The sequence below is a fragment of the Marinomonas foliarum genome, assembly GCF_016906065.1.
Lineage (GTDB): Bacteria > Pseudomonadota > Gammaproteobacteria > Pseudomonadales > Marinomonadaceae > Marinomonas > Marinomonas foliarum.
Map to the genome: position 1 here is coordinate 1,547,815 of NZ_CP070273.1, position 19,543 is coordinate 1,567,357.

The 19,543-nt window shown below is 45.2% G+C and carries 21 protein-coding genes; 12 read left to right on the forward strand and 9 right to left on the reverse strand.

Annotated elements, in window-relative coordinates; translation table 11 throughout:
- Positions 1-36: 36 nt before the first annotated feature.
- Entirely contained in the window at positions 37-459 is a 423-nt protein-coding gene (locus tag JSY38_RS07185; RefSeq protein ID WP_114411751.1) for an RrF2 family transcriptional regulator, read from the reverse strand.
- A 113-nt stretch (positions 460-572) separates the two neighbouring features.
- On the opposite strand from JSY38_RS07185, the gene JSY38_RS07190 reads away from it, so the two are divergent.
- Entirely contained in the window at positions 573-1,322 is a 750-nt protein-coding gene (locus tag JSY38_RS07190; protein ID WP_114411752.1) for an SDR family NAD(P)-dependent oxidoreductase, read from the forward strand.
- 33 nt (positions 1,323-1,355) lie between these two features.
- Here the strand turns inward: JSY38_RS07190 and JSY38_RS07195 are convergent, their stop codons facing one another.
- Positions 1,356-2,018: a 3'-5' exonuclease gene (locus JSY38_RS07195; RefSeq protein WP_205116095.1), complete on the reverse strand. Its 663-nt coding sequence runs from the start codon at positions 2,016-2,018 to the stop codon at positions 1,356-1,358.
- Positions 2,019-3,896 carry a DUF294 nucleotidyltransferase-like domain-containing protein gene (locus JSY38_RS07200; RefSeq protein ID WP_205116101.1) on the reverse strand — a complete coding sequence of 626 codons (1,878 nt, stop codon included), beginning with the start codon at positions 3,894-3,896 and terminating at the stop codon, positions 2,019-2,021.
- A gap of 328 nt (positions 3,897-4,224) precedes the next feature.
- Here JSY38_RS07200 and JSY38_RS07205 point away from each other — a divergent pair, with 328 nt between their 5' ends.
- The 9 genes from JSY38_RS07205 (at position 4,225) to fecE (ending at position 12,677) form a co-directional block, all read left to right on the forward strand.
- Positions 4,225-5,241 (forward strand): TRAP transporter substrate-binding protein, encoded by a 1,017-nt coding sequence (locus JSY38_RS07205; RefSeq protein WP_110576719.1) that lies wholly within the window; start codon positions 4,225-4,227, stop codon positions 5,239-5,241.
- An 88-nt stretch (positions 5,242-5,329) separates the two neighbouring features.
- The gene (locus JSY38_RS07210) at positions 5,330-5,887 is read left to right on the forward strand and encodes a TRAP transporter small permease subunit (RefSeq protein WP_239544416.1); all 558 of its coding nucleotides are present in this window, start codon (positions 5,330-5,332) and stop codon (positions 5,885-5,887) included.
- Positions 5,880-7,196, forward strand: coding sequence for a TRAP transporter large permease (locus tag JSY38_RS07215; protein WP_114411756.1), 1,317 nt, complete (start codon positions 5,880-5,882; stop codon positions 7,194-7,196). The genes JSY38_RS07210 and JSY38_RS07215 overlap by 8 nt, the downstream gene beginning before the upstream one ends.
- Positions 7,197-7,279: 83 nt before the next feature.
- A complete protein-coding gene (locus JSY38_RS07220; protein ID WP_205116102.1) occupies positions 7,280-7,771 on the forward strand; it encodes a gluconokinase in 492 nt (163 codons plus the stop codon).
- A 203-nt stretch (positions 7,772-7,974) separates the two neighbouring features.
- On the forward strand, positions 7,975-8,970 hold the full coding sequence (gntR, locus tag JSY38_RS07225) for a gluconate operon transcriptional repressor GntR (RefSeq protein ID WP_205116106.1): 996 nt from the start codon (positions 7,975-7,977) through the stop codon (positions 8,968-8,970).
- An 88-nt stretch (positions 8,971-9,058) separates the two neighbouring features.
- Positions 9,059-9,952, forward strand: a complete 894-nt coding sequence (locus JSY38_RS07230; protein WP_205116107.1) for a Fe(3+) dicitrate ABC transporter substrate-binding protein — start codon at positions 9,059-9,061, stop codon at positions 9,950-9,952.
- On the forward strand, positions 9,949-10,950 hold the full coding sequence (locus JSY38_RS07235; RefSeq protein WP_205116108.1) for an iron chelate uptake ABC transporter family permease subunit: 1,002 nt from the start codon (positions 9,949-9,951) through the stop codon (positions 10,948-10,950). Before JSY38_RS07230 ends, JSY38_RS07235 begins: the two co-directional genes overlap by 4 nt.
- Positions 10,950-11,906 carry a Fe(3+) dicitrate ABC transporter permease subunit FecD gene (gene fecD / locus JSY38_RS07240; RefSeq protein ID WP_205116113.1) on the forward strand — a complete coding sequence of 319 codons (957 nt, stop codon included), beginning with the start codon at positions 10,950-10,952 and terminating at the stop codon, positions 11,904-11,906. The genes JSY38_RS07235 and fecD overlap by 1 nt, the downstream gene beginning before the upstream one ends.
- A gap of 3 nt (positions 11,907-11,909) precedes the next feature.
- Complete coding sequence (gene fecE / locus JSY38_RS07245) at positions 11,910-12,677, forward strand: Fe(3+) dicitrate ABC transporter ATP-binding protein FecE (RefSeq protein WP_205116115.1); 768 nt, start codon at positions 11,910-11,912, stop codon at positions 12,675-12,677.
- Between the two features lie 8 nt (positions 12,678-12,685).
- On the opposite strand, the gene JSY38_RS07250 is transcribed toward fecE, so the two are convergent.
- The 4 genes from JSY38_RS07250 to JSY38_RS07265 all read right to left on the reverse strand — a co-directional run bounded on the left by JSY38_RS07250 (position 12,686) and on the right by JSY38_RS07265 (position 16,689).
- Positions 12,686-13,264: a cysteine hydrolase family protein gene (locus JSY38_RS07250; protein WP_205116116.1), complete on the reverse strand. Its 579-nt coding sequence runs from the start codon at positions 13,262-13,264 to the stop codon at positions 12,686-12,688.
- A 46-nt stretch (positions 13,265-13,310) separates the two neighbouring features.
- On the reverse strand, positions 13,311-13,646 hold the full coding sequence (locus JSY38_RS07255; RefSeq protein ID WP_205116119.1) for a hypothetical protein: 336 nt from the start codon (positions 13,644-13,646) through the stop codon (positions 13,311-13,313).
- 110 nt (positions 13,647-13,756) lie between these two features.
- Positions 13,757-15,619: a methyl-accepting chemotaxis protein gene (locus JSY38_RS07260; RefSeq protein WP_205116121.1), complete on the reverse strand. Its 1,863-nt coding sequence runs from the start codon at positions 15,617-15,619 to the stop codon at positions 13,757-13,759.
- Between the two features lie 176 nt (positions 15,620-15,795).
- Positions 15,796-16,689, reverse strand: a complete 894-nt coding sequence (locus JSY38_RS07265) for a LysR family transcriptional regulator (protein WP_205116122.1) — start codon at positions 16,687-16,689, stop codon at positions 15,796-15,798.
- A gap of 158 nt (positions 16,690-16,847) precedes the next feature.
- Here JSY38_RS07265 and JSY38_RS07270 point away from each other — a divergent pair, with 158 nt between their 5' ends.
- Complete coding sequence (locus JSY38_RS07270; RefSeq protein WP_205116124.1) at positions 16,848-17,537, forward strand: type 1 glutamine amidotransferase domain-containing protein; 690 nt, start codon at positions 16,848-16,850, stop codon at positions 17,535-17,537.
- Between the two features lie 94 nt (positions 17,538-17,631).
- On the opposite strand, the gene JSY38_RS07275 is transcribed toward JSY38_RS07270, so the two are convergent.
- Positions 17,632-17,928 carry a Dabb family protein gene (locus JSY38_RS07275; RefSeq protein ID WP_205116126.1) on the reverse strand — a complete coding sequence of 99 codons (297 nt, stop codon included), beginning with the start codon at positions 17,926-17,928 and terminating at the stop codon, positions 17,632-17,634.
- 164 nt (positions 17,929-18,092) lie between these two features.
- Between JSY38_RS07275 and JSY38_RS07280 the strand changes: the two genes are divergently transcribed.
- Positions 18,093-18,683: a LysE family translocator gene (locus JSY38_RS07280; protein WP_205116133.1), complete on the forward strand. Its 591-nt coding sequence runs from the start codon at positions 18,093-18,095 to the stop codon at positions 18,681-18,683.
- 10 nt (positions 18,684-18,693) lie between these two features.
- Here JSY38_RS07280 and JSY38_RS07285 read toward each other — a convergent pair whose 3' ends face one another.
- The gene (locus JSY38_RS07285) at positions 18,694-19,527 is read right to left on the reverse strand and encodes an AraC family transcriptional regulator (RefSeq protein WP_205116135.1); all 834 of its coding nucleotides are present in this window, start codon (positions 19,525-19,527) and stop codon (positions 18,694-18,696) included.
- Positions 19,528-19,543: the final 16 nt, after the last annotated feature.

The following is a 19,543-nucleotide window of genomic DNA, read 5'->3' on the forward strand; positions in this document are numbered from 1 at the left end:
CGAAAGCGGGAAACCAGCGCTGTTTTCTAAAAGGACTCATTCGATAAACGATTCCAATAGATCGAGTAGGTTTTTTCCTTCCAAATGCTTCATAAGCACACCTTCCATCTCTCCCAAGACATGATCAAATACGCAATGAATGTTAGAGCCTATGGGGCAACCTTCATAACCCATTCCTCTACTAAGCATGAGCTTTGAACTGAAAGAAGCCTCGTATATCTCCCTCAGTGATACATCTCTCGCATCTTTTGCTAGAGCCACACCTCCACTCTTCCCCCTATAAGTTTTGATTAAGCCTGCTTCATTCAGCGGAACCAGTAGCTGGCGAATCAGTGTGGGGTTACTTTTCGTGCTAGTAGCCAAGTCACTTGATGACACCAACTTTTCTGGATTTCGACGAGACCTATATGCAAGCGCCAACATAATATGTAGCGACGTTGAAAACCTGTAATCAACCATTAGCCATGACACTCATAATTTATTTAAATGTTATTTTAATAATAGCATTTAAATAAAAACCACGCTATCATACTTTTAAATGCTATTCCTAAACTAACATTAATGGAGAACAGATGAAAAATTTAACTGGAAAAGTAGCTTTGGTAACAGGCGGGTCTAGAGGTCTAGGCGTTGCTATCGCATTAGAACTAGCAGAAGCTGGGGCCGATGTTGTAATCACATACAATCAATCCGCTCAAAAGGCACAAGAAGTAATTAGTAAGATTGAAAAACTTGGGCAACGTGGATTGGCTATACAAAGTGATCAAGGTGACACAAAAGCTGCGCCTCTTCTTGTTGAGCGAGTAATAGAAGAGTTCGGTAAGCTAGATATTCTCGTTAACAATGCTGGACTTGCTAATCAAGGCAGCAAAGTTGATGATCCAAACGCCGACACTCAAGCTTGGGATCGCATGTGGCAAGTTAACGTTCTAGGCGTTATTTCCACAATTCGAGCAGCGTCACAAAAAATGAGTAATGGTGGCCGCATCATTTCAATTGGTACCGGATTAGCGACACATGTTGGCGTCCCTGGTGTTACAGAGTATGCAGCGACAAAAGCAGCGATTGTAGGCTATTCAAAGGGAGCTGCGAGAGATCTGGGTGCTCGTAAAATCACCGTAAACGTTATACAGCCGGGCATCATGTTAACAGATATGCAAGCAGGGATAGAAGACGTACCTGATATCCTTCTAAACATGAAGGCCATTCCAGACACGATTGAAATTGAAGATGTCGCCGCTGCGGTTAGCTTCCTTTCAGGCCCTAGAGCAAGCAAAGTCACTGGTGCAGTCCTTGATATAAGCGGTGGTTGGACGGCCTAATTGTAATTACTAAAATACCAAAGGGGACTATTGCTAACGCGTCGCCAGCCTAACTCTTCCGCCTCCCATTTGGTTGAGGTCGTGTAATCGACAGTCTCTGCCTTGGTAGGCAATTTGGGCGAGTAGTAGCTCTGCGGTGGCTAAGGCGTCGGTTAAGGCGTCATGGCCTTGGTATTCCGGTAAGCCGTAACGTTCTCGGCAGGCGCCGAGGCGAAAGCCGCCGTCCTGAATAGGTTGATGCGCTCGGTTGGCTTTGGTGCGTTCAATGGCGAGTGTATCTAGCCAGTTAGCTGAAAATGTCGCTAAGGCTTCGGTTTGCCACGCTTGTTTTAAAAAACCCAGTTCCATTGGTGCGTGGTGCATTACCAAGACGCGTTCGCGTAGAAGGTGTCGTAGGTAACGCAGCACGCTTTCTTGTTTTTTACCTTGCTGCAAAACGTCTGAGTCAGTAATCATGTGAATGCCGACGTTGTCGCCAATTTGTGCACTATCCAACACAATATGTCGCGCGGTATCTAATTCAATCACACCTTTATGAATACATACCCAACCAAAACTAACGATGTGATCTTGCTTCGGATCTAACCCCGAGGTTTCGATATCCAGTACAAGATAATCCCATTCAGACCAGGCTCGCTTAACCGATTGCCGAGACAAATTCCACGCGCTGAGCTTTTGCAGCAAATCAAACGACATCTAGCTGTATCCTTTTAAGAAGCGCTGCTGTGCCACATCTTGCACATCATTGATGATGCTAAAGGTGGTCTTCAGATGCTTACGCTCTAATGAGCTCAAATCTTTCGGATCCAGATACGCGCTGGCTTTACCAGTGGCTTGCCAATGTCGTCCTTGAGCTTCAAGACGCAAGCCATTAAGTTCGTCCCAAGCGTCCATCAGGTTCCGTGCAGTATCGACACTGATGAGCTTTTCACGAATAGCTTGCTCGATTCTATCCAAGGTGCCAGCTCGATAGGTTTTGCAAGACAAGCCATACAAGCGCGCTAAATCGTTAATCAGCGCCAAACCTTGATGCTTAAGATCAAGCTGGTTTTTATGCTCACCAGAGGACTCCAAAACAAAATGACGGAAGAAGCCCAATGGCGGTTTGCTTGCCAACGCAGTGCGTGTCAACGTCGCTAAAAACACACTGTTTTTGCTTATCTCCAACTGCATGGCTTTGATTAGCTTATTCACCGCATCGCCTTGCTTGTCCCCTGAATCATACACACAACGAATATCGAAAAAGATGCTGGCGTGGAGTAATGCACTAGGCGCACTGCTTTTTATCCAAGTGGAAAAAGCTTGCTGCCAGCCGACTGCTGTTCTGCGCCATTCAGGGTTGCTCGCCATGATGTCTCCAGGACAAAGGCGAATCCCACAAAGCCCCAAGCCTTGGCAGATAAACTCGGATAAATCGGCAAAGTACTGACTTTCTTCAGCTCTTGGCTCGCGCTCTAACATCAGGCCGTTATCTTGATCGCTGCCCAAGGATTGATCGCGTCGCGCTTGTGATCCAAACACTAAAAACTGAAATGCCATGGGCGCTGGGCCAAATTTCCCCAAGGCCAATTCGATCACTCGGCGTGTTAAATTATCGCTCACGGTTGCCAACACTTTGCCCACATCCGCGGGCTTCATATCCGTCACAATCAGATTCATGATCAAGGTCGGCAATTGTTTGCAAACACGGGCTAAATCGTCAATAGATTGCTGTCGGTGGATTTGGTTGATCAATAGCAAAGGACTGAGTTCTTGATGTCGTAACAAATCCGCAGCGGTTAACATACCCACGGCTTTTTGCACTTCATCAACAATAGGCAAATGGTGAATATTGCTTTCGCTCATTAAAGTTTGCGCCTGCATCACCAAGGCGTCCGGTCTCAAGTTAACGGGGTCTCGCGTCATCACATCTTTTACCAATGAATCCGCCGAGCCACCGAGGGCCAAAATACGCGAGCGTAAATCTCGATCGGTGACGATGCCAGTGAGTTTGTCGTCTTCTACCACCAAGATAGAACTGACTCGCGCTTCACTCATGCGCATGGCAATAGTTTGAATGCTTTCGTCTGGAGTCGCGAGAATCAGCTGCCTCGTCATAATGTATGAAATGGGTGTCGATAATTGCAAAGCGGGAGAGGCTAATTCATTGTTTTGACTACGAGAAAGTTTGCGTAGACGATTGTGCCGAGTGTGTTCAAAAAAGAGTTCGAAAGCTTCGCTCTTTTCTAGTGTTTCCATAAAGCGTTTTTTATCGAAGCGATAAACTAAGCTGTCTTCCATAGCGACCACTTGCAAACCATCCGGATTTTGCGCCATAAGGCTAGAAATACCAAAGCACTCACCGTCGGCAATTTGATCCACTAGCCCACCTTTAGGCGTACGAATTTCACAAGCTCCACGTCGAATCAAGTGCACGGTCGCTGCGTCACCTGTCAATGCCAACGTCTGCCCTTGGCGAACATATAGCATAGACACACCTGTCAGCAGTTGCTTGCGATCTAGCAGCTTGAGACTAGAAAACGGGGGAATCGCTTCAATAAATTTATGTACTTCAGGAATGTCGATCGCAGCCATTTTATTATTCTCTTTTTCAGACGAAGCTTTTTACAGAAGAAGACACCTATCAAGAGTGTGCGCTTTTATAATAGACAACAAAATGCTTCTTAGACCAATGTCTAAAGCAGACTATTCAATTATCTTCGCCCTTTAAAAGCACATAGGACACAAAAAAGATCCCTTTAAATATCAAGCATCTATAATTAACCAACAATTTTATCCAGAAATGGGCTTGACTAGATTTAAATGTTATCGGTAACATTGCCACCCTAGTTACCGGTAACATCAGCAAAAGCACTGTTCCTAAAAACTGTTATTAAAAAAATAATCAACGGGAAGCGATATCATGAGTAAATTCAGCACTACGCTAATGACCGCCACTATGGCTGGCATTCTATCTACGTCTGCAATCGCAGCGGATTACAATTTCAAGTTCCAATCCTCTGATCCAGCGGGCGACAAAAACTTCCAAGTTCAAAAAGAGTGGACGAAACGCGTCGAAACGATGACGGGCGGCCGTGTTCATATCGAGTTACTTCCTGTTGGCAGTATTTTCAAACACACTGAAACGCTAGACGGCATCAAAATGGGCATCCTAGATGGTCATATTACGGCTACCGAGTTTTTCTCTGGTAAAGATCCAGCATTCGGCCTAATTGGTAACACAGTAGGTGCTTGGTCTAATACTCAACAACTTCTGCAATACGTCAACTACGGTGGCGGTTACGAGCTAATGAATGAACTGTACGCTCCTTACGGTGTGAAGTTCATTGGTGGTTCTACAACAGGTGTTGAATCGTTGGTTTCTCGTGTTCCACTGGACAGCGTTGCCGATCTGAAAGGTCTAAAACTTCGCGCCCCTGAAGGCTTGGTTCAACGTGTATTTGCCGCAGCAGGTGCCGCGCCAGTTAACCTACCGGGTTCTGAAGTATTCACCGGTCTTAGTAAAGGCGTTATCGACGCAGCCGACTACACTGTTTTCTCGACAAACCAGAAAGCTGGCATGAACGACATTGCAACACACCCAGTTCAGCCTGGTTTCCACTCTTTGCCATTGATTGATATTTCAATGAACAAGAAAAAATGGGACAAGCTACCTGCGGATATCCAATCTATCCTAACGGTTTCTGTTCGTGACTTCGCTGAAGACATGACAACTCAGTTACGTATTGCAGACCAAGCAGCCGTAAAAGCAGCACAAGCGGATCCGAACATTACCATTCACGATTGGTCTGCGGAAGAACGTAAAAAATTCCGTGCGATTGCTCGTACACAGTGGGAAGAGTTTGCTAAAAGTTCAGACAATGCTCAGAAAGTATACGACTCTATTACGACGTACTTAGAAGCGAATGGCCTTCTTTAATTAAGCTCTCTTAAAAGCCTTTTAACCCTGCAAAACAGGCGCACTGCAACCTATTGCATCTGCGCCTGCTTTTCATTGGATCATGATCATGAAAGACGAAATTCATCCAGACAATCTCGATAGTTCAGAACAACCAAGAAACATCCTAGATCGTGCGATTTTCAAGTTTGGAAATCTCATCAGCTTGCTGTTTGTTTTTACGGTTGCCATTTCATTTTATGAAGTGCTGATGCGCTATGTATTTAATGCCCCAACTATTTGGGTACACGAAACTGCTTCGTTTTTAGGGGGCTGTTTGTTTGTCTATGGCGGCATTTACGCTTTATCCATCAATAAGCACGTTCGAGTGGTACTGATCTACGACATTGTTTCTGATAGAACACGTCGCTGGCTGAATGTTTTTCATCATGTTATGGGGCTGCTGTTTTCTAGTCTACTTAGCTGGGCGGCTTATCAAATGGTTCAAGACTCATGGTTCACCCCATTTGGTGATGTCCGTTTAGAAACTTCTGGATCCGCATGGAACCCCGCTTTCCCAGCCTTGGTAAAAGGCATGATATTCATGACACTTTGTATCATGTTTGTGCAGTTCTCCTTGCACCTAATACAAGAATTAAATGGCTTAAGGAAACGCAAAGATGTTTGATCTATCCGCAATGGGCATAGGCTACGGCAGTCTACTAATGCTCGGTTCTATGATTTTATTGCTACTAACGGGCATGCAATTGGCCTTCGTTACCGCGTTAGTAGCGCTTGTTTTTGCTATTGGTTGGTTTGGCGTTGGCGCTTTGCCTTTGATCACTAGCCGTTTGTACAGTTTTGTTGGTAGCTATGTATTTCTAGCGGTTCCCATGTTTGTTCTCATGGCCGCATTGTTAGATCGATCTGGTATCGCCCGAGACCTGTTCGACGCTATGAAGGTCTTTGGCCGCAAGCTACGTGGCGGTGTTGCTGTACAGACTTTATTGGTTGCTATCGTACTAGCGTCAATGTCTGGTGTGATCGGCGGTGAAACGGTATTGCTTGGCATCTTGGCCTTGCCGCAAATGTTGCGCCTTGGATACAACCGCAAACTGGCCATTGGTGTAACCTGTGCCGGTGGTGCATTAGGCACTATGCTACCGCCCAGTATCGTGTTGATTATCTACGGTTTAACAGCCAGTGTTTCCATCGGTGATTTGTTTAAAGCGGCGTTCTTGCCTGCGTTTATTCTTGCCTTCGCTTACATGGCTTACGTGCTGATCATTTGTCGTCTTAATCCAGAATACGCTCCATTGCCAAGTGACGAAGAGCTGGCGACTGATAACGACGTTAATTACTTCAAGGCCCTACTCTTCCCATTGCTTACAGTAATGATGGTGCTAGGCAGCATTTATACTGGTGTGGCATCTGTGACTGAAGCCTCTGCACTCGGTGTGGTTGGTATCATCATCAGTGCAGCAATTCGTGGCGAGCTGAATTTCGCCATGCTAAAAGACAGCGCCAAAGCCACCATGAGCACCTGTGGCATGATCATCTGGATCGGTATCGGGGCAACTGCTCTGGTCGGTGTGTATAACCTGATGGGCGGTATCTCGTTTGTTGAAGAAACCATTCTTGCCCTAAGTGGCGGCAGCGTCATGGGTACCGTCATGATCATGATGATCATCTTACTGGTACTCGGTATGTTCTTAGATTGGGTAGGTGTTGCGTTATTAACCATGCCGATCTTTGTTCCTATTATCATAGGCCTTGGCTTAGATCCTATCTGGTTTGGTGTGGTGTTCTGTTTGAACATGCAGGTGTCTTTCTTATCACCTCCATTTGGCCCCGCGGCGTTTTATCTTAAATCTGTGGCGCCAAAAGACATTAGTCTGGGCGAGATCTTTAGCTCTCTCTTGCCTTTCATTGGCTTGCAGGTTTTGGTTCTTGCCTTGGTCATATTCTTCCCTGAGCTGGCCCTTTGGTGGAAATAACCCATTGAGACCATGCCGTTCAACACGGCTTTTTGAACGACACAGCCTTGCTGATAACAGCAAGGCGATAAGGACTTAAGAAGATGACAAAGAAAATTGTAGTATTAGGTGTATCAGGTTCTGGTAAATCTCTGATCGGCAGCAACATAGCAGAAAAACTAGGTTATCCATTTTTTGATGGTGATGACTTTCACAGTCAAGCAAACGTTGACAAAATGCGTAAAGGAACACCGCTAACCGATGACGATCGTAAAGACTGGTTAGCAACACTGAACACCATATTGACCGACAACCCAACGGCGGTGATTGCCTGTTCAGGGCTCAAACCAGAATATCGCGTTATGCTGCGCAACGGCCTAGATGATGTCACTATGATTTATCTAAAAGGCAGTATCGATACTATTTGGCAACGTCATCAAAATCGTGATGGCCATTATTTTAATGGTCGAGAAATGTTAGAAAGCCAGTTTGCCACCTTAATTGAGCCTACAGACGAAGAAGCTCTGGTAATCGATATTTCTCAAGATGCCGACCAAGTATTAAGCGAAGCACTAACGCTTTTAGCCAATCAATAAAAACGTAAGAGACGCAGTGATTGGATTGCGTCTCTTTATTAAAAGTAAACACTCACTGTCAGTATAAAACCTAAATTAGTTAATATCTTACGCAAAAACGTCGACTTTTTCTTTCTCGCCATGAATGGCTTATGATAATGTTACCTGTAACAAAACATGGATACGTCACTGGTATGAAAAGCGCCGACAAGAAAAGCCCCACTATGAAAAACAAACGCCCAACACTACAAGACGTTGCTGACTTAGTTGGCGTGACAAAAATGACCGTGAGTCGCTTTCTTAGAAATCCAGATCAAGTTTCTGTGCCGCTACAAACTAAAATCGCCGATGCATTAGAAGATCTAGGTTATATACCTAATCGAGCACCTGATATTTTATCCAAATCAAAAAGCCACGCGATTGGCGTTCTACTGCCCTCTTTAACCAACCAAGTATTCGCTGAAGTCATTCGCGGCATAGAGTCCGTTGTTGAACCCGCGGGCTATCAAACCATGTTGGCTCACTACGGTTACAGCAAAGAAGCAGAAGAAGCGCGCATTGCCACGCTACTGTCTTACAACGTGGATGGTTTGATTATTTCTGAAAGCTATCACACAGAACGTGTGAGAAAAATGCTTGCTGTGGCTGGCATTCCCGTTATTGAAATCATGGACTCCGTTTCCCCTCCGATTGAACAAGCCATCGGCATAGACAACGAAGCCGCTGCGTATGCGATGACGGATTTCATGATCAAACGAGACCGCAAGAAAATCGTTTACTTCGCAGCGCGAATGGACCAACGGACTCTGTTTAAAATCAAAGGCTACGAAACCGCTATGCTCGACAATGGATTAACGCCTTTGTGCTTAAAAACCAACAGCGCGTCTTCCTTCACCCTTGGGGCCACTTTTCTACACGATGCCCTTCAGCAGCAACCCGACACCGACGGCATATTTTGCACCAACGATGACTTGGCAATTGGTGCGCTTTACGCCTGCCAAAAAGCCGGTATTAAAGTCCCGCAAGACATCAGCATTGCAGGCTTCCACGGTCATGATATTTCTCGCGCCATGGTGCCACTGCTTGCCACTGTCATTACGCCTCGTGAAGAAATGGGGCGTTTGGCTGCCGAGCACCTACTCTCTCGCCTTCAGGGCAACCCCGTCTCACAAAAAATCATTGATTTGCCATTTAAAATAGAAGCTGGCGAAAGTATTTAACCATTGCATGACGATGGACTAAAAGCCTTCAAATATTATTGAGAAGTGTTATCATTATTGATAATTTTCCTCTTCTTAAAGGTCCGCTATGAAGCGCTTATTAGTCATTGCTTTATCTACTCTATTATTTGGTTTTTCTCTTATTGCTCAGGCCGTTTCCGTGGAGGACAGTAAAGGTACCTTTAGTATCAATTACGTTCCGCAGCGCATCGTTGTATTGGAGTTTTCCTTTGTCGATGCATTAGCTGCCGTTGGTGTCAGCCCTGTCGGTATTGCTGATGACAAAGATGCTGAACGTATTCTAAAAGAAATTCGTGATGAAATTGGCGATTGGGCATCGGTTGGTACGCGCTCTCAGCCTAGTCTTGAAACCATTTCTTCGCTAAAACCAGATCTCATCATTGCCGATATTTCCCGTCATGAGGGCGTATATGCTGATCTCCAAAAAATAGCACCTACCTTGATTCTGCCCTCACGCCGAGCGACCTATGAAGAAAACCTTCAAGCCACGGCCATCATTGGTAAAGCCATTGGCAAAGACAAAGAAATGCAAGCACGCTTAAAGAAACATGACGAAGTGATGGCTAAACTAGCGACCCAATTACCAAAGGGCAAAGAAGTTCAATTTGGTGTTGCCCGTGATGACGCCTTATTTCTTCACACGGCAGATTCCTATGCTGGCGGCGTAATACGCGCATTGGGCTTAAAAAATGCCAATACTGGCCGCAGCGATGATGCTTACCGTCAAACCAGCCTAGAACAACTACTAACAGTCAACCCGGATTATTTCATCGTCGGTAATTACGTAACCCCCAGCATCGTCGATAAATGGAAAAGCGAGCCGCTTTGGTCAATCTTAAAAGCCGCTAAAAATAACCACATTTATGCGGTTAACCCTAATACCTGGTCCCGTTGCCGCGGCATTATTTCAGCCGAAACCATGGGGCAAGATCTAATCAAGGTCTTCAACGCGAAAAAATGATCTCGTTACGTTTTTCTTTTTTTGCGCAGTGCCTATTACTACTTCTGCTTCTGTTTGCCTGTTCATGGGTCAGCCTGTTTAGCTGGTCCGTTATTACCGTCACGCCAGCGGATGCCCTGCACGCCTTATACAATATGAATCAGGACAGCATTGCCCAGCATATTGTTCATGATTTAAGGCTGCCTAGAGTACTCGTTGGCATTATGGTGGGCGCTAATCTCGCGGCGGCTGGTGTCATCATGCAAGGCTTGACGCAAAACCCTCTCGCTTCCCCTTCTGTACTTGGGATTAATGCGGGCGCAGCTCTGGGAATGGCAAGTGTTTCCACGATCGCCCCTTGGTTTGGTTTACTCGGTAGTTCAATCGCCGCCATTATTGGTGGCGGCATTGCCTGGGCTTTCGTTATGTTGCTTGGTAGCGCATGGCGCGGCGGCAATGAACACGGAAGATTAGTATTGGCCGGCGTCGCTATTTCCGCTTTATGTGCCGCCTTAACCAAAGCCGTGATTATCATTGCCGAAGATCAAGCTGCAGGCGTACTAACTTGGCTCGCGGGGAGTTTGACTGATGCTAGATGGCAAACCTTCGATTCCCTTTGGCCTGTCTGCCTAATTGGTTTATTAGGTGCCATGCTGATTGCCCCAACACTGAATCTATTGCAGCTTGGCGATGACAATGCGCGCAACCTTGGCGTGTCGCTGATGTGGGTAAAACTAGGCGGCAGCTTTCTTGTCTTATTATTGGTCGGGAGCGCCATCAGCAGCGTCGGTGCAATTGGTTTTGTCGGCTTGCTGGTACCACATATGGCACGAATGCTCGCAGGGCAAGATCATCGTAAATTCTTGCCGATCGCCATGATAATGGGCGCCTGCTTGGTTGTCTTATCAGATACGGTAAGTAGAGGCATTATCTACCCTGCAGAAACACCGGCTGGCGCTATTTTGGCCTTGATCGGTGCGCCGTTTTTCATCTACCTCGTCCGTAAGAGAACCTTATAATGGCCACGCGCTCGCTGCCTTTTTTAGTACTTGCCATGATAGGACTGCTGATCGCTAATCTCATGTTTGGTGCGGTTTCGATTCCGTTTAAACAGATTATAGATGGCCTACAAGTCGGTAACGAACACTACTTCACCATCCACGAATATCGCTTGCCGCGCACCATTCTCGCCATGTTAGTCGGTGCCATGATGGCGCTGGCAGGCGCCTTGGTTCAAGGTGTGATTCGTAACCCTCTAGCGTCACCGGATGTACTGGGTGTGAGCCATGGTGCTGGATTGGCCGCTGTGTTCTATATGACTTTTTTTCCCAATGCCGATATTAGCTGGCTGCCTGCGGTCGCCTTAGTCGGCAGTTTGGTGGCAGCGTTAATGTTGTGGTGGTTGTGCGGTTCACATAGCAGCACCATAAAACTGGCCATTACGGGTGTGGCATTAGCGGCCTTATACGCCAGTTGTATCGACTTTCTGATGCTGGTTAAACCACTGGAAATCAACAACGCTCTTTTGTGGCTAACAGGCAGTTTATGGGGACGTGGCTGGAATCAGCTTGCTATGTTATTGCCTTGGCTTATGTTAATTCCCTTTGCCCTTTGGCTTGCGAAACCGCTCAATCTCATTCATCTCGGTGATGACAGCGCCATCAGCCTTGGTATAAAGGCGAACAAGCTGCGTTTGGCTTCCTTGGCTATTGCTGTTGGGCTGACTGCGTCTTGTGTGGCGATATGCGGCCCTATTGGCTTTCTCGGCTTAGTGGCTCCGCATTTAACCCGAAAATTGGTCGGCGGCCGTCATCAAATACTCTTGCCTGCCACCATGTTAGTTGGCGCCATTTTGTTGCTACTTGCTGATCTCGTGGCTCGCACCATTGACCCACCAATTGAATTACCCGCCGGCATTATGACCGCCATTATTGGCGCGCCGTATTTTCTTTGGCTACTCCTTAGGACAAAATGATTTATGTCTCTTAGCACTCATAACTTATCTGTTGGCTACCATGATAAAGCCATCGTAAAACAAGTCGACCTAAACATCCCCGAAGGAAAAATCATTGCTTTGCTTGGTCCAAACGGTTGTGGAAAATCCACTTTATTGAAAGCCATGGCGCGCATTCTTTCTCCTATGGATGGCCAAGTTCACTGGCAAGGTCAGAACCTTCACGGCATCGCATCTAAAAAACTGGCGCAACAATTGGCCTTGTTGCCACAAACCCAACCGATTCCTGAAGGGATTAAAGTCAAAGATCTGGTCGCCTATGGACGCAGTCCATACACGGGGTTTTGGGGACGGATTGGCAAAGATGATCACGACATTATCACTCAAGTCATGCAAGAAACCGGCATTACCGAGCTAGCTGAGCAACTGGTCAGTGAGCTGTCTGGCGGTCAACGTCAGCGTGTTTGGCTTGCCATGACCTTAGCGCAAGATACGCCGTATTTGTTACTGGATGAGCCAACCACCTACATGGATTTAAGCCATCAAGTCGAACTCATGCACTTGCTACGCAAGTTGAATTTGCAAGGCAAAACCATCATCACGGTGCTCCATGACATCAACCAAGCGGCACGTTATTGCGACCACTTGATCGTGATGAAAAAAGGCAAAATTGTCACCCAAGGTTCACCAGACTCAGTGCTTACCCAGCGATTATTAAAAGAGGTCTTCTCTTTGAGTGCGCAAATTCATCAAGACCCGATAGCCAAAACGCCAATGTGTGTGGTGGAGTAATGATAAAACTAATCGCTTAGTGAGGCATGTTCTTTTGGTAGTAGCGCAAACGCCTCATCTTGCGTAATCACAGTCGCATATTCACCATGCAAGTTCGCTAATGACATGGCATGCACTTCATCGGCACTGCGTGACTGACCGAAAAAGTCTTCTTTCTCAAATGCGAAGCAAGCGCTACCGACAACATAGGTTTTAAAGCCAAGATTACCAGCGCTTCGTACCGTCGACTCAACAGAGTTATTTGTGCTCACACCAACAACTAGCAAAGTTTGAACGTCTTGTTCTCGTAGCCACTTTTCTAGGTCCGAAAAAACAAACGCATCAGGCACCGACTTTTCGATAATTTTCTCGTCAATCAAGGGCTGAAAGGCATCCTGAAAAAGAACCCCTTCTTGATCCGGCCAAAACAAGGATTCAGGCTCAGTGGATAAGTGACGGACATGTACAATAGGTGCGTGAAAGGATCGCCAATGCGCCAATAGCTCAGCAATTTCATGTTCTGCATTAGGATTATTTCGTTCTCCAGCTTGCGGCCAAGACATACCTTGCTGCATATCAATAATCATCAGTACTGCTGAGTTTTCCATCGTTAGCTCCCCTAAAACCATCTCGTTTATTTTTTAAATCGCTGCATTAGCTTTTGTCATCGGTGCGGCTTTCCATTGCAGATAAACGTTTATTTTGATGATGTAACTTAACGAAAAGTACCACCAGCGTCATAAACAATAAGAAGGTTAAATTCCCCAAGAAATTGACTCTATATTCCAGTGATTTCACATTGGTTATTTTGGTAGACAAGGATTGGTAATCGCCCAGCGAGGCGGTAGATAATTGTAGAATAGCAACACTTCGCTCAAGTTCAAAAACAGTCTGAGCAAGCTCTTTTGGATCTTCAGAGACACTCTTTTCAGCCATAGAAAAAGACGCAAAACCGCTCAAGAATATACAGAACAACACTCGATATAACATGGGGAACCTCTAAAATAGCAATCAGTAACCTGTTCTATCATAGCGGTATCAATCACCTAATAGCTAGATGGAGCCTGAGTTATTATCAGAAGCGCCATCTAGCTAATGATTTAAACTTTAAAAATTGAAATACTCCGATTCAATGATTCCGCTTGATTAGCAATGGCTTCACTTGCTTTGGAGTTTAACGCCACCGACTCCGAGGTATCTTCAGTAATATCTCTGATGGTATCGACATTTTTACTTATCTCATTCGCCGCGATGGTTTGCTGATCAATTGCTGTAGACACCGAGCCTGCCATCTCTGATATTTCAGTCACATCATGTATGATTTTTTCTAATACACTTCCTGTCATAACGGCTTCATCACGACTTAGGGCACCATCCTGACGGCAGTCTTCCATTAACGTAACAATACTCTTAGTACGCTCTTGTAACGTCACTATGATGTCTGAGATTTCTTCCGTGGCGGTGTGTGTTCTACTCGCTAACGCTCTAACTTCATCGGCAACAACGGCAAAGCCACGTCCTTGCTCTCCCGCTCTAGCAGCTTCAATCGCAGCATTCAGCGCCAGTAAATTCGTTTGTTCAGCAATTCCTTGGATGACATTCAATACCGTGCCAATGCTTTCGCTCTCTTTTGCTAAAGCACCAACAGTTTCTACAGAACCTTCCAAGCGATCGGACAGCTGGCGAATACGTTCGATAGCTGAATTTACTTTTGATTGACCTTCACGGGCATTGTTTTGTGTTGATACGGCTTTCGAAGCAGCCATTTCCATACTACGCGAAATATCTTCTACTGTGCCGACCATTTCAGTGACAGATACTGCGACCATATCCGTTTCTGCTCGCTGTCTCTGGGCATCATCGGATGTTCTAGCAGCATTCTGTGATAACTGCACAGTGGTACTGTTCATCTCTTTCACTATCAGATTAGCGTTCGCAATGACATGACTGAAATCCGCCAACATATCGTTAATACTTGAGGCCACAGTGCCAATTTCGTCCTTCGCAGATACCTCGACCCGCAAGGCTATATTATGAGTCGATTGTATCTCTCGCATCGTTAACTGAATTGTATTTAATGCTGTGTTGATCGTGCGGTTAATAATCCAAGCTACTAACACACCAATAATGATAATAACGCCACAAAGAATTGCTGTTAACATCATCGCAAACGAGGCTTTTTCCTGTATCACGTTGGATAACTGAGCCTCAACCGAGGTTAGCGCTGTTTCAGTTTTATGAATGGACTTACGCATTGCCAGTAATTTACCTTCCTTACTAGTCAAACCTAAGTCTTTTTTTCCTTCTGCATATTGATTAAAGCCATTTCTGTATTGCTCAGAAAGTGACAGCAATAACTGAACTTTATCCGCAGGTAATGAGCCACTGCGTAAGTCGCTTTCTAATTTATCCAAAGTTGAATTAAAAGAAGTAATGTATTTAAGGTTGCTGCGCAACATAAAATCTTTTTCATGCCGACGAAGCTGCAACATTGTAACAAGCAAAGCATCTTGGTTCAGTGCCGACAATTCACTCTCAATGTTATGCACAGCGCCGCGAAGTTGCCCTTGCAGCCCTGTTTCAGGTGTTAGCCCTAACTTTTTAGAAGCTGACACCACAGCAGCAAAATCGGTCTGATATTCTTTGAAATCTTCAGTCAATTCTAACAAGGTAGCAATGTCGATAGAAAACTCATTCATTGCATTTTCGAGCAAAACTTGATCAGTAAAAAGAGAAGCCATTGTCTCGTTGAATTTTGTTTCATAAGAAAGGTCTAGACGGGCGAGGAAATCTTTCTCATTGCGGCGCAATGTCAGCATATTAACTTGCTGATGCACTATAAGATTCTTGGCGTAGTTTAGCTTTTCAATATTACTCTGCGTATTATAAAAAAGTCCCAGCATGGCCACGAGTGCTACAACCAACAAAGCCGTATTCAAAATTAGTTTATGCTTAATAAGCACGGTTTTATCCTCTCATCCAAAAGAAATCACTCCCTTACTGACACCAAAAAAACTCCATCTCTACCTGCATGTTAATGTATTAAGCTCAGAATATCCTCGAGTCACACAATTCCATAATAAATGTCACAGTAAATAACAAAGCTAACCGAGATTTGTTACAGAACAACATCTACGTCTCAAAACCTAGCAAACGATTTTTTTAGAAAATCCAGCAACAAACGCAGTTTTTTAGACTCAGCCGTGCCCGGTGGAAAGACGGCGTAGACATCAATTCCCGTGCATTGATAATCCGACAAAATGCGCTCTAACGTGCCATTGGCGATACGAGGCTGTGCGTCGTACATGGGAATTCGACCGATGCCATTGCCCCCTTCTAAAAAAATGGTTCTAGCGGCGGCATTATTAGTGCTCACTGCACCACGCACAGACAAGCTAAACGACTTAGAACCTTGGCTAAGATGCACGGTATTGGCTGCTGGCGTATACACTACCCAGTCATGATCGTACAGCTCTTCTGGTTGAGTGGGTTTGCCGCGTCGCCGAAAATACTCTGGTGAACCACACAAGCAGGTTTCGAATGTCGTCAACTTGCTGGCTTGTAAGCCAGAATCCAGTAATGGCGCACCTCGAATGGCCAGATCAACGCCATCTTTAATAATATTGACGACTTCATCACTCAAAGAAAGATTCAGTTCAATTAAAGGGTAAAGTCGACGAAATTCGTTCAGAGCAGGAACAATCACCTGCAAGCCTAAATTCACCGGACAGGTAATTTTCAATTTACCAACGGGCTCTTGTTTGGCTTTTTCTATTTGCTGATTGGCTTCATGGGCCTGAAAGGCAATCGCACGACAACGCTGATAATAGGCTTCGCCTGTTTCAGTCAATGACAAAGACCGAGTGGTACGATTCAGCAGTTTTACACCAAGTTGCTCTTCTAGCTTTTTCAGGTGATAACTCACCACGCCACGGGAAATCCCCATGAATTTAGCTGCGGCCGTCAGACTGCCTTGCTCCACCACTTGGGCAAATACCACCATACTTTTTAACTGTTCAAACGAGACTTCCATCGTGACGGCTCTTTTTTTATAGATAAAGAAAACGATTCCAATTGTATCAATTATTAAACCAATGAAGTCAAAAAGCTTCCCATTATGTTGATTAGATTAATTAGATAGACTAATCACAAGTTATTTAAACAACACATCCAAACATTTAGGAGCCTCTTATGAGCAGCAAAAAAATTCTAGTCGTTCTAACATCCCATTCCGATTTGGGAGACACAGGCCACAAAACAGGTTTTTGGGTAGAAGAATTCGCCGCACCTTATTATGCATTTATTGATGCTGGCGCAGAAGTCACTGTCGCTACGCCAAAAGGCGGCCAAGCGCCAATTGATCCAAACAGTACTGCGCCAGATGCACAAACCGAAGCAACTGAACGCTTCTATAAAGATCAGGCTGCGCAAGATGTGATTACCAACACACTAAAACTGAGCGATATGAAACAAGACGATTTCGACGCTATCTTCTATCCTGGCGGCCACGGTCCACTTTGGGATTTGACTGAGAACGAAGAATCCATTGCCTTGATCGAAAGCTTTATTAAAGCCGACAAGCCAATCTCTTCTGTCTGTCACGCACCAAGCGCTTTCTTGAACATCAAAGACACAGACGGTGAGTATTTCATTAAAGGTAAAACCGTTACAGGCTTCACTAACAGCGAAGAAGCTGCGGTTCAATTGACCGAAGTCGTGCCTTTTTTGTTAGAAGATGAAATAAAAAAACGCGGTGCAGACTACAAAAACACGGCGGACTGGGCACCTTTCGCAGTGCAAGATGGCTTGATGATCACAGGGCAAAACCCTGCAAGTTCTGAATTGGTCGCTGAAAAACTATTGGCTCAATTAGCTAAATAAGCGCCATTAACCATTCATACCAACGAAAAAAAAACCGCCTCAAGGAAACTTGAAGCGGGTTTTCTCGTTCTAGTTGCGCGATATTAAAAAGCGCCTATATGGCGTAATCGAAAACAATAATGTCTTCTAAAATCGGCCCTAATTGCGCTTTTAACACCTCGTGTTCAGGGTGAGGAATATAAGTATCACGAGCCACTTCATCCACAAAGGTCATAAAAACACAATGGGTATAGTCTTTGTTGCGGCCTTCAGGACTGTTGTTTAAGCCCCATTCAACCAATTCAATGCCATCGATCTTGCTCTTAATTTTCTCGAAGTTAGCCATAGACGTTGCGATATCCGCCGCGGTCGCTTGCTCTTTGTACTTAATAAACAATACATGCCGAATCATAAAGACTCCTGTTTAAATAAATGATTTAGCAAAATCATACTCCGCCTTTTCGGCTAAAAATACGCGAATCACAAACAACCCTTAAAAGGTCAATTTTGTTCAATACGTGAGATACCTAAAAAACGATAGTGAACGCCTGTTGATTATTTATCTAGGAACATCTGATGACTTTCTCTTTAATCATTTCTATGTCTTTTTTTGCCTTAGCGGCGTCTTTGTCACCTGGCCCGGTGAACCTTGTTTCGCTGAGTGGCAGTGCGCGTTATGGTATTAAAACAGGACTTGTTTTTGTAACGGGAGCAACCCTTGGCTTTATTGTGCTGTTTTTACTGATTGGCTTCGGGCTGCACTATTTGATTGATCAATTAAACTGGATTACCCAAGCGCTACAATGGTTCGGCATCGCCTTTCTGTTGTATTTGAGTTATCAGTTATTCACCGACAATGGCGAGCTAAATTCCGACAAACATAGCAAGGCGCCAACCTTTATGACAGGTGCCATTATGCAATGGCTCAATCCAAAAGCGTGGCTTGCTTCGCTATCAGGTATTGCGGCTTATATTCCCAATGCAGAAGCAATGGAAGTAATGATTTTTGCCAGCCTGTATTTGCCAATTTGCTGGCTGTCTTTGGGAATTTGGGTATGGATTGGAAAAATACTCGGGCAGTATTTTCAACGCCCCGGAAAAATGCGCTTAATGAACAAAACCTTGGCGACATTACTGGCAGGCAGTTGTGTGCTGATTCTGGTCTAACTGACCTTAACTAAGAAGAAACCGAGCGCCGATACTGGTCTGGCGTTGCCGCGACGCGTTGTTTAAATACCCGCTGAAAATGCGCTTGATCACTAAAGCCAACGGTCTGTGCCACATCAACAATGGCTTGACCTTGCTTCAACGCTTGCTGGCCCAGTTGAATACGACGATTCAAACGATAAGCATGTGGCGTCATATTAAAGTGACGCTTAAACGCACGAACCAAATAACCAGTACTGTATCCAAACTCGGCGCTAATTTGATCAATCGAGGTATCATGCAAACAGTACTGATTCAAATAGTCCGCCACTTGATATAAGTTATTCACAGGTAAAGCCGTGGAAGATTCGATGTTATTGGCGTCTAGCTCCATGAACAAGTCCACCAGCACCACTTCTAGCCTTTGGCCTTTTTTAAAAGACGAAAAAGTTGCACCTATTAGACATTCACATACTTCTACAAATGCCTGATAAGCCTGAACTGACATTAAAGTATCACCCAGGGTATCTTGCCAGACCTGAGTTCTTCTAATGCCACAGGCAAACAGCAAGGACGCTAGCCAGTCTTTATCTAGATGCATCATGTAATAGGCCCAAGGAGAGTCTTGGTGCGGATTACAGGCATGAACCACATCTGGATTCATCATCACCAAAGCACCCCGCTCAACCGCGTGTAAACGATCCGCACAGCGGAATTCGCTCTGACCTTCCAAAATGGCACCAATCGACCATTCTTGATGAGAATGCGGCGCATAGCTCACCTCTCTGCCATCCAATACTTGGCGCAGTTCGACATAAGGCAAAGCCGGATCTCGCCAAAAAATCGGATGGGTAGAAGGTGTCATCTTATCTTCCTATCAA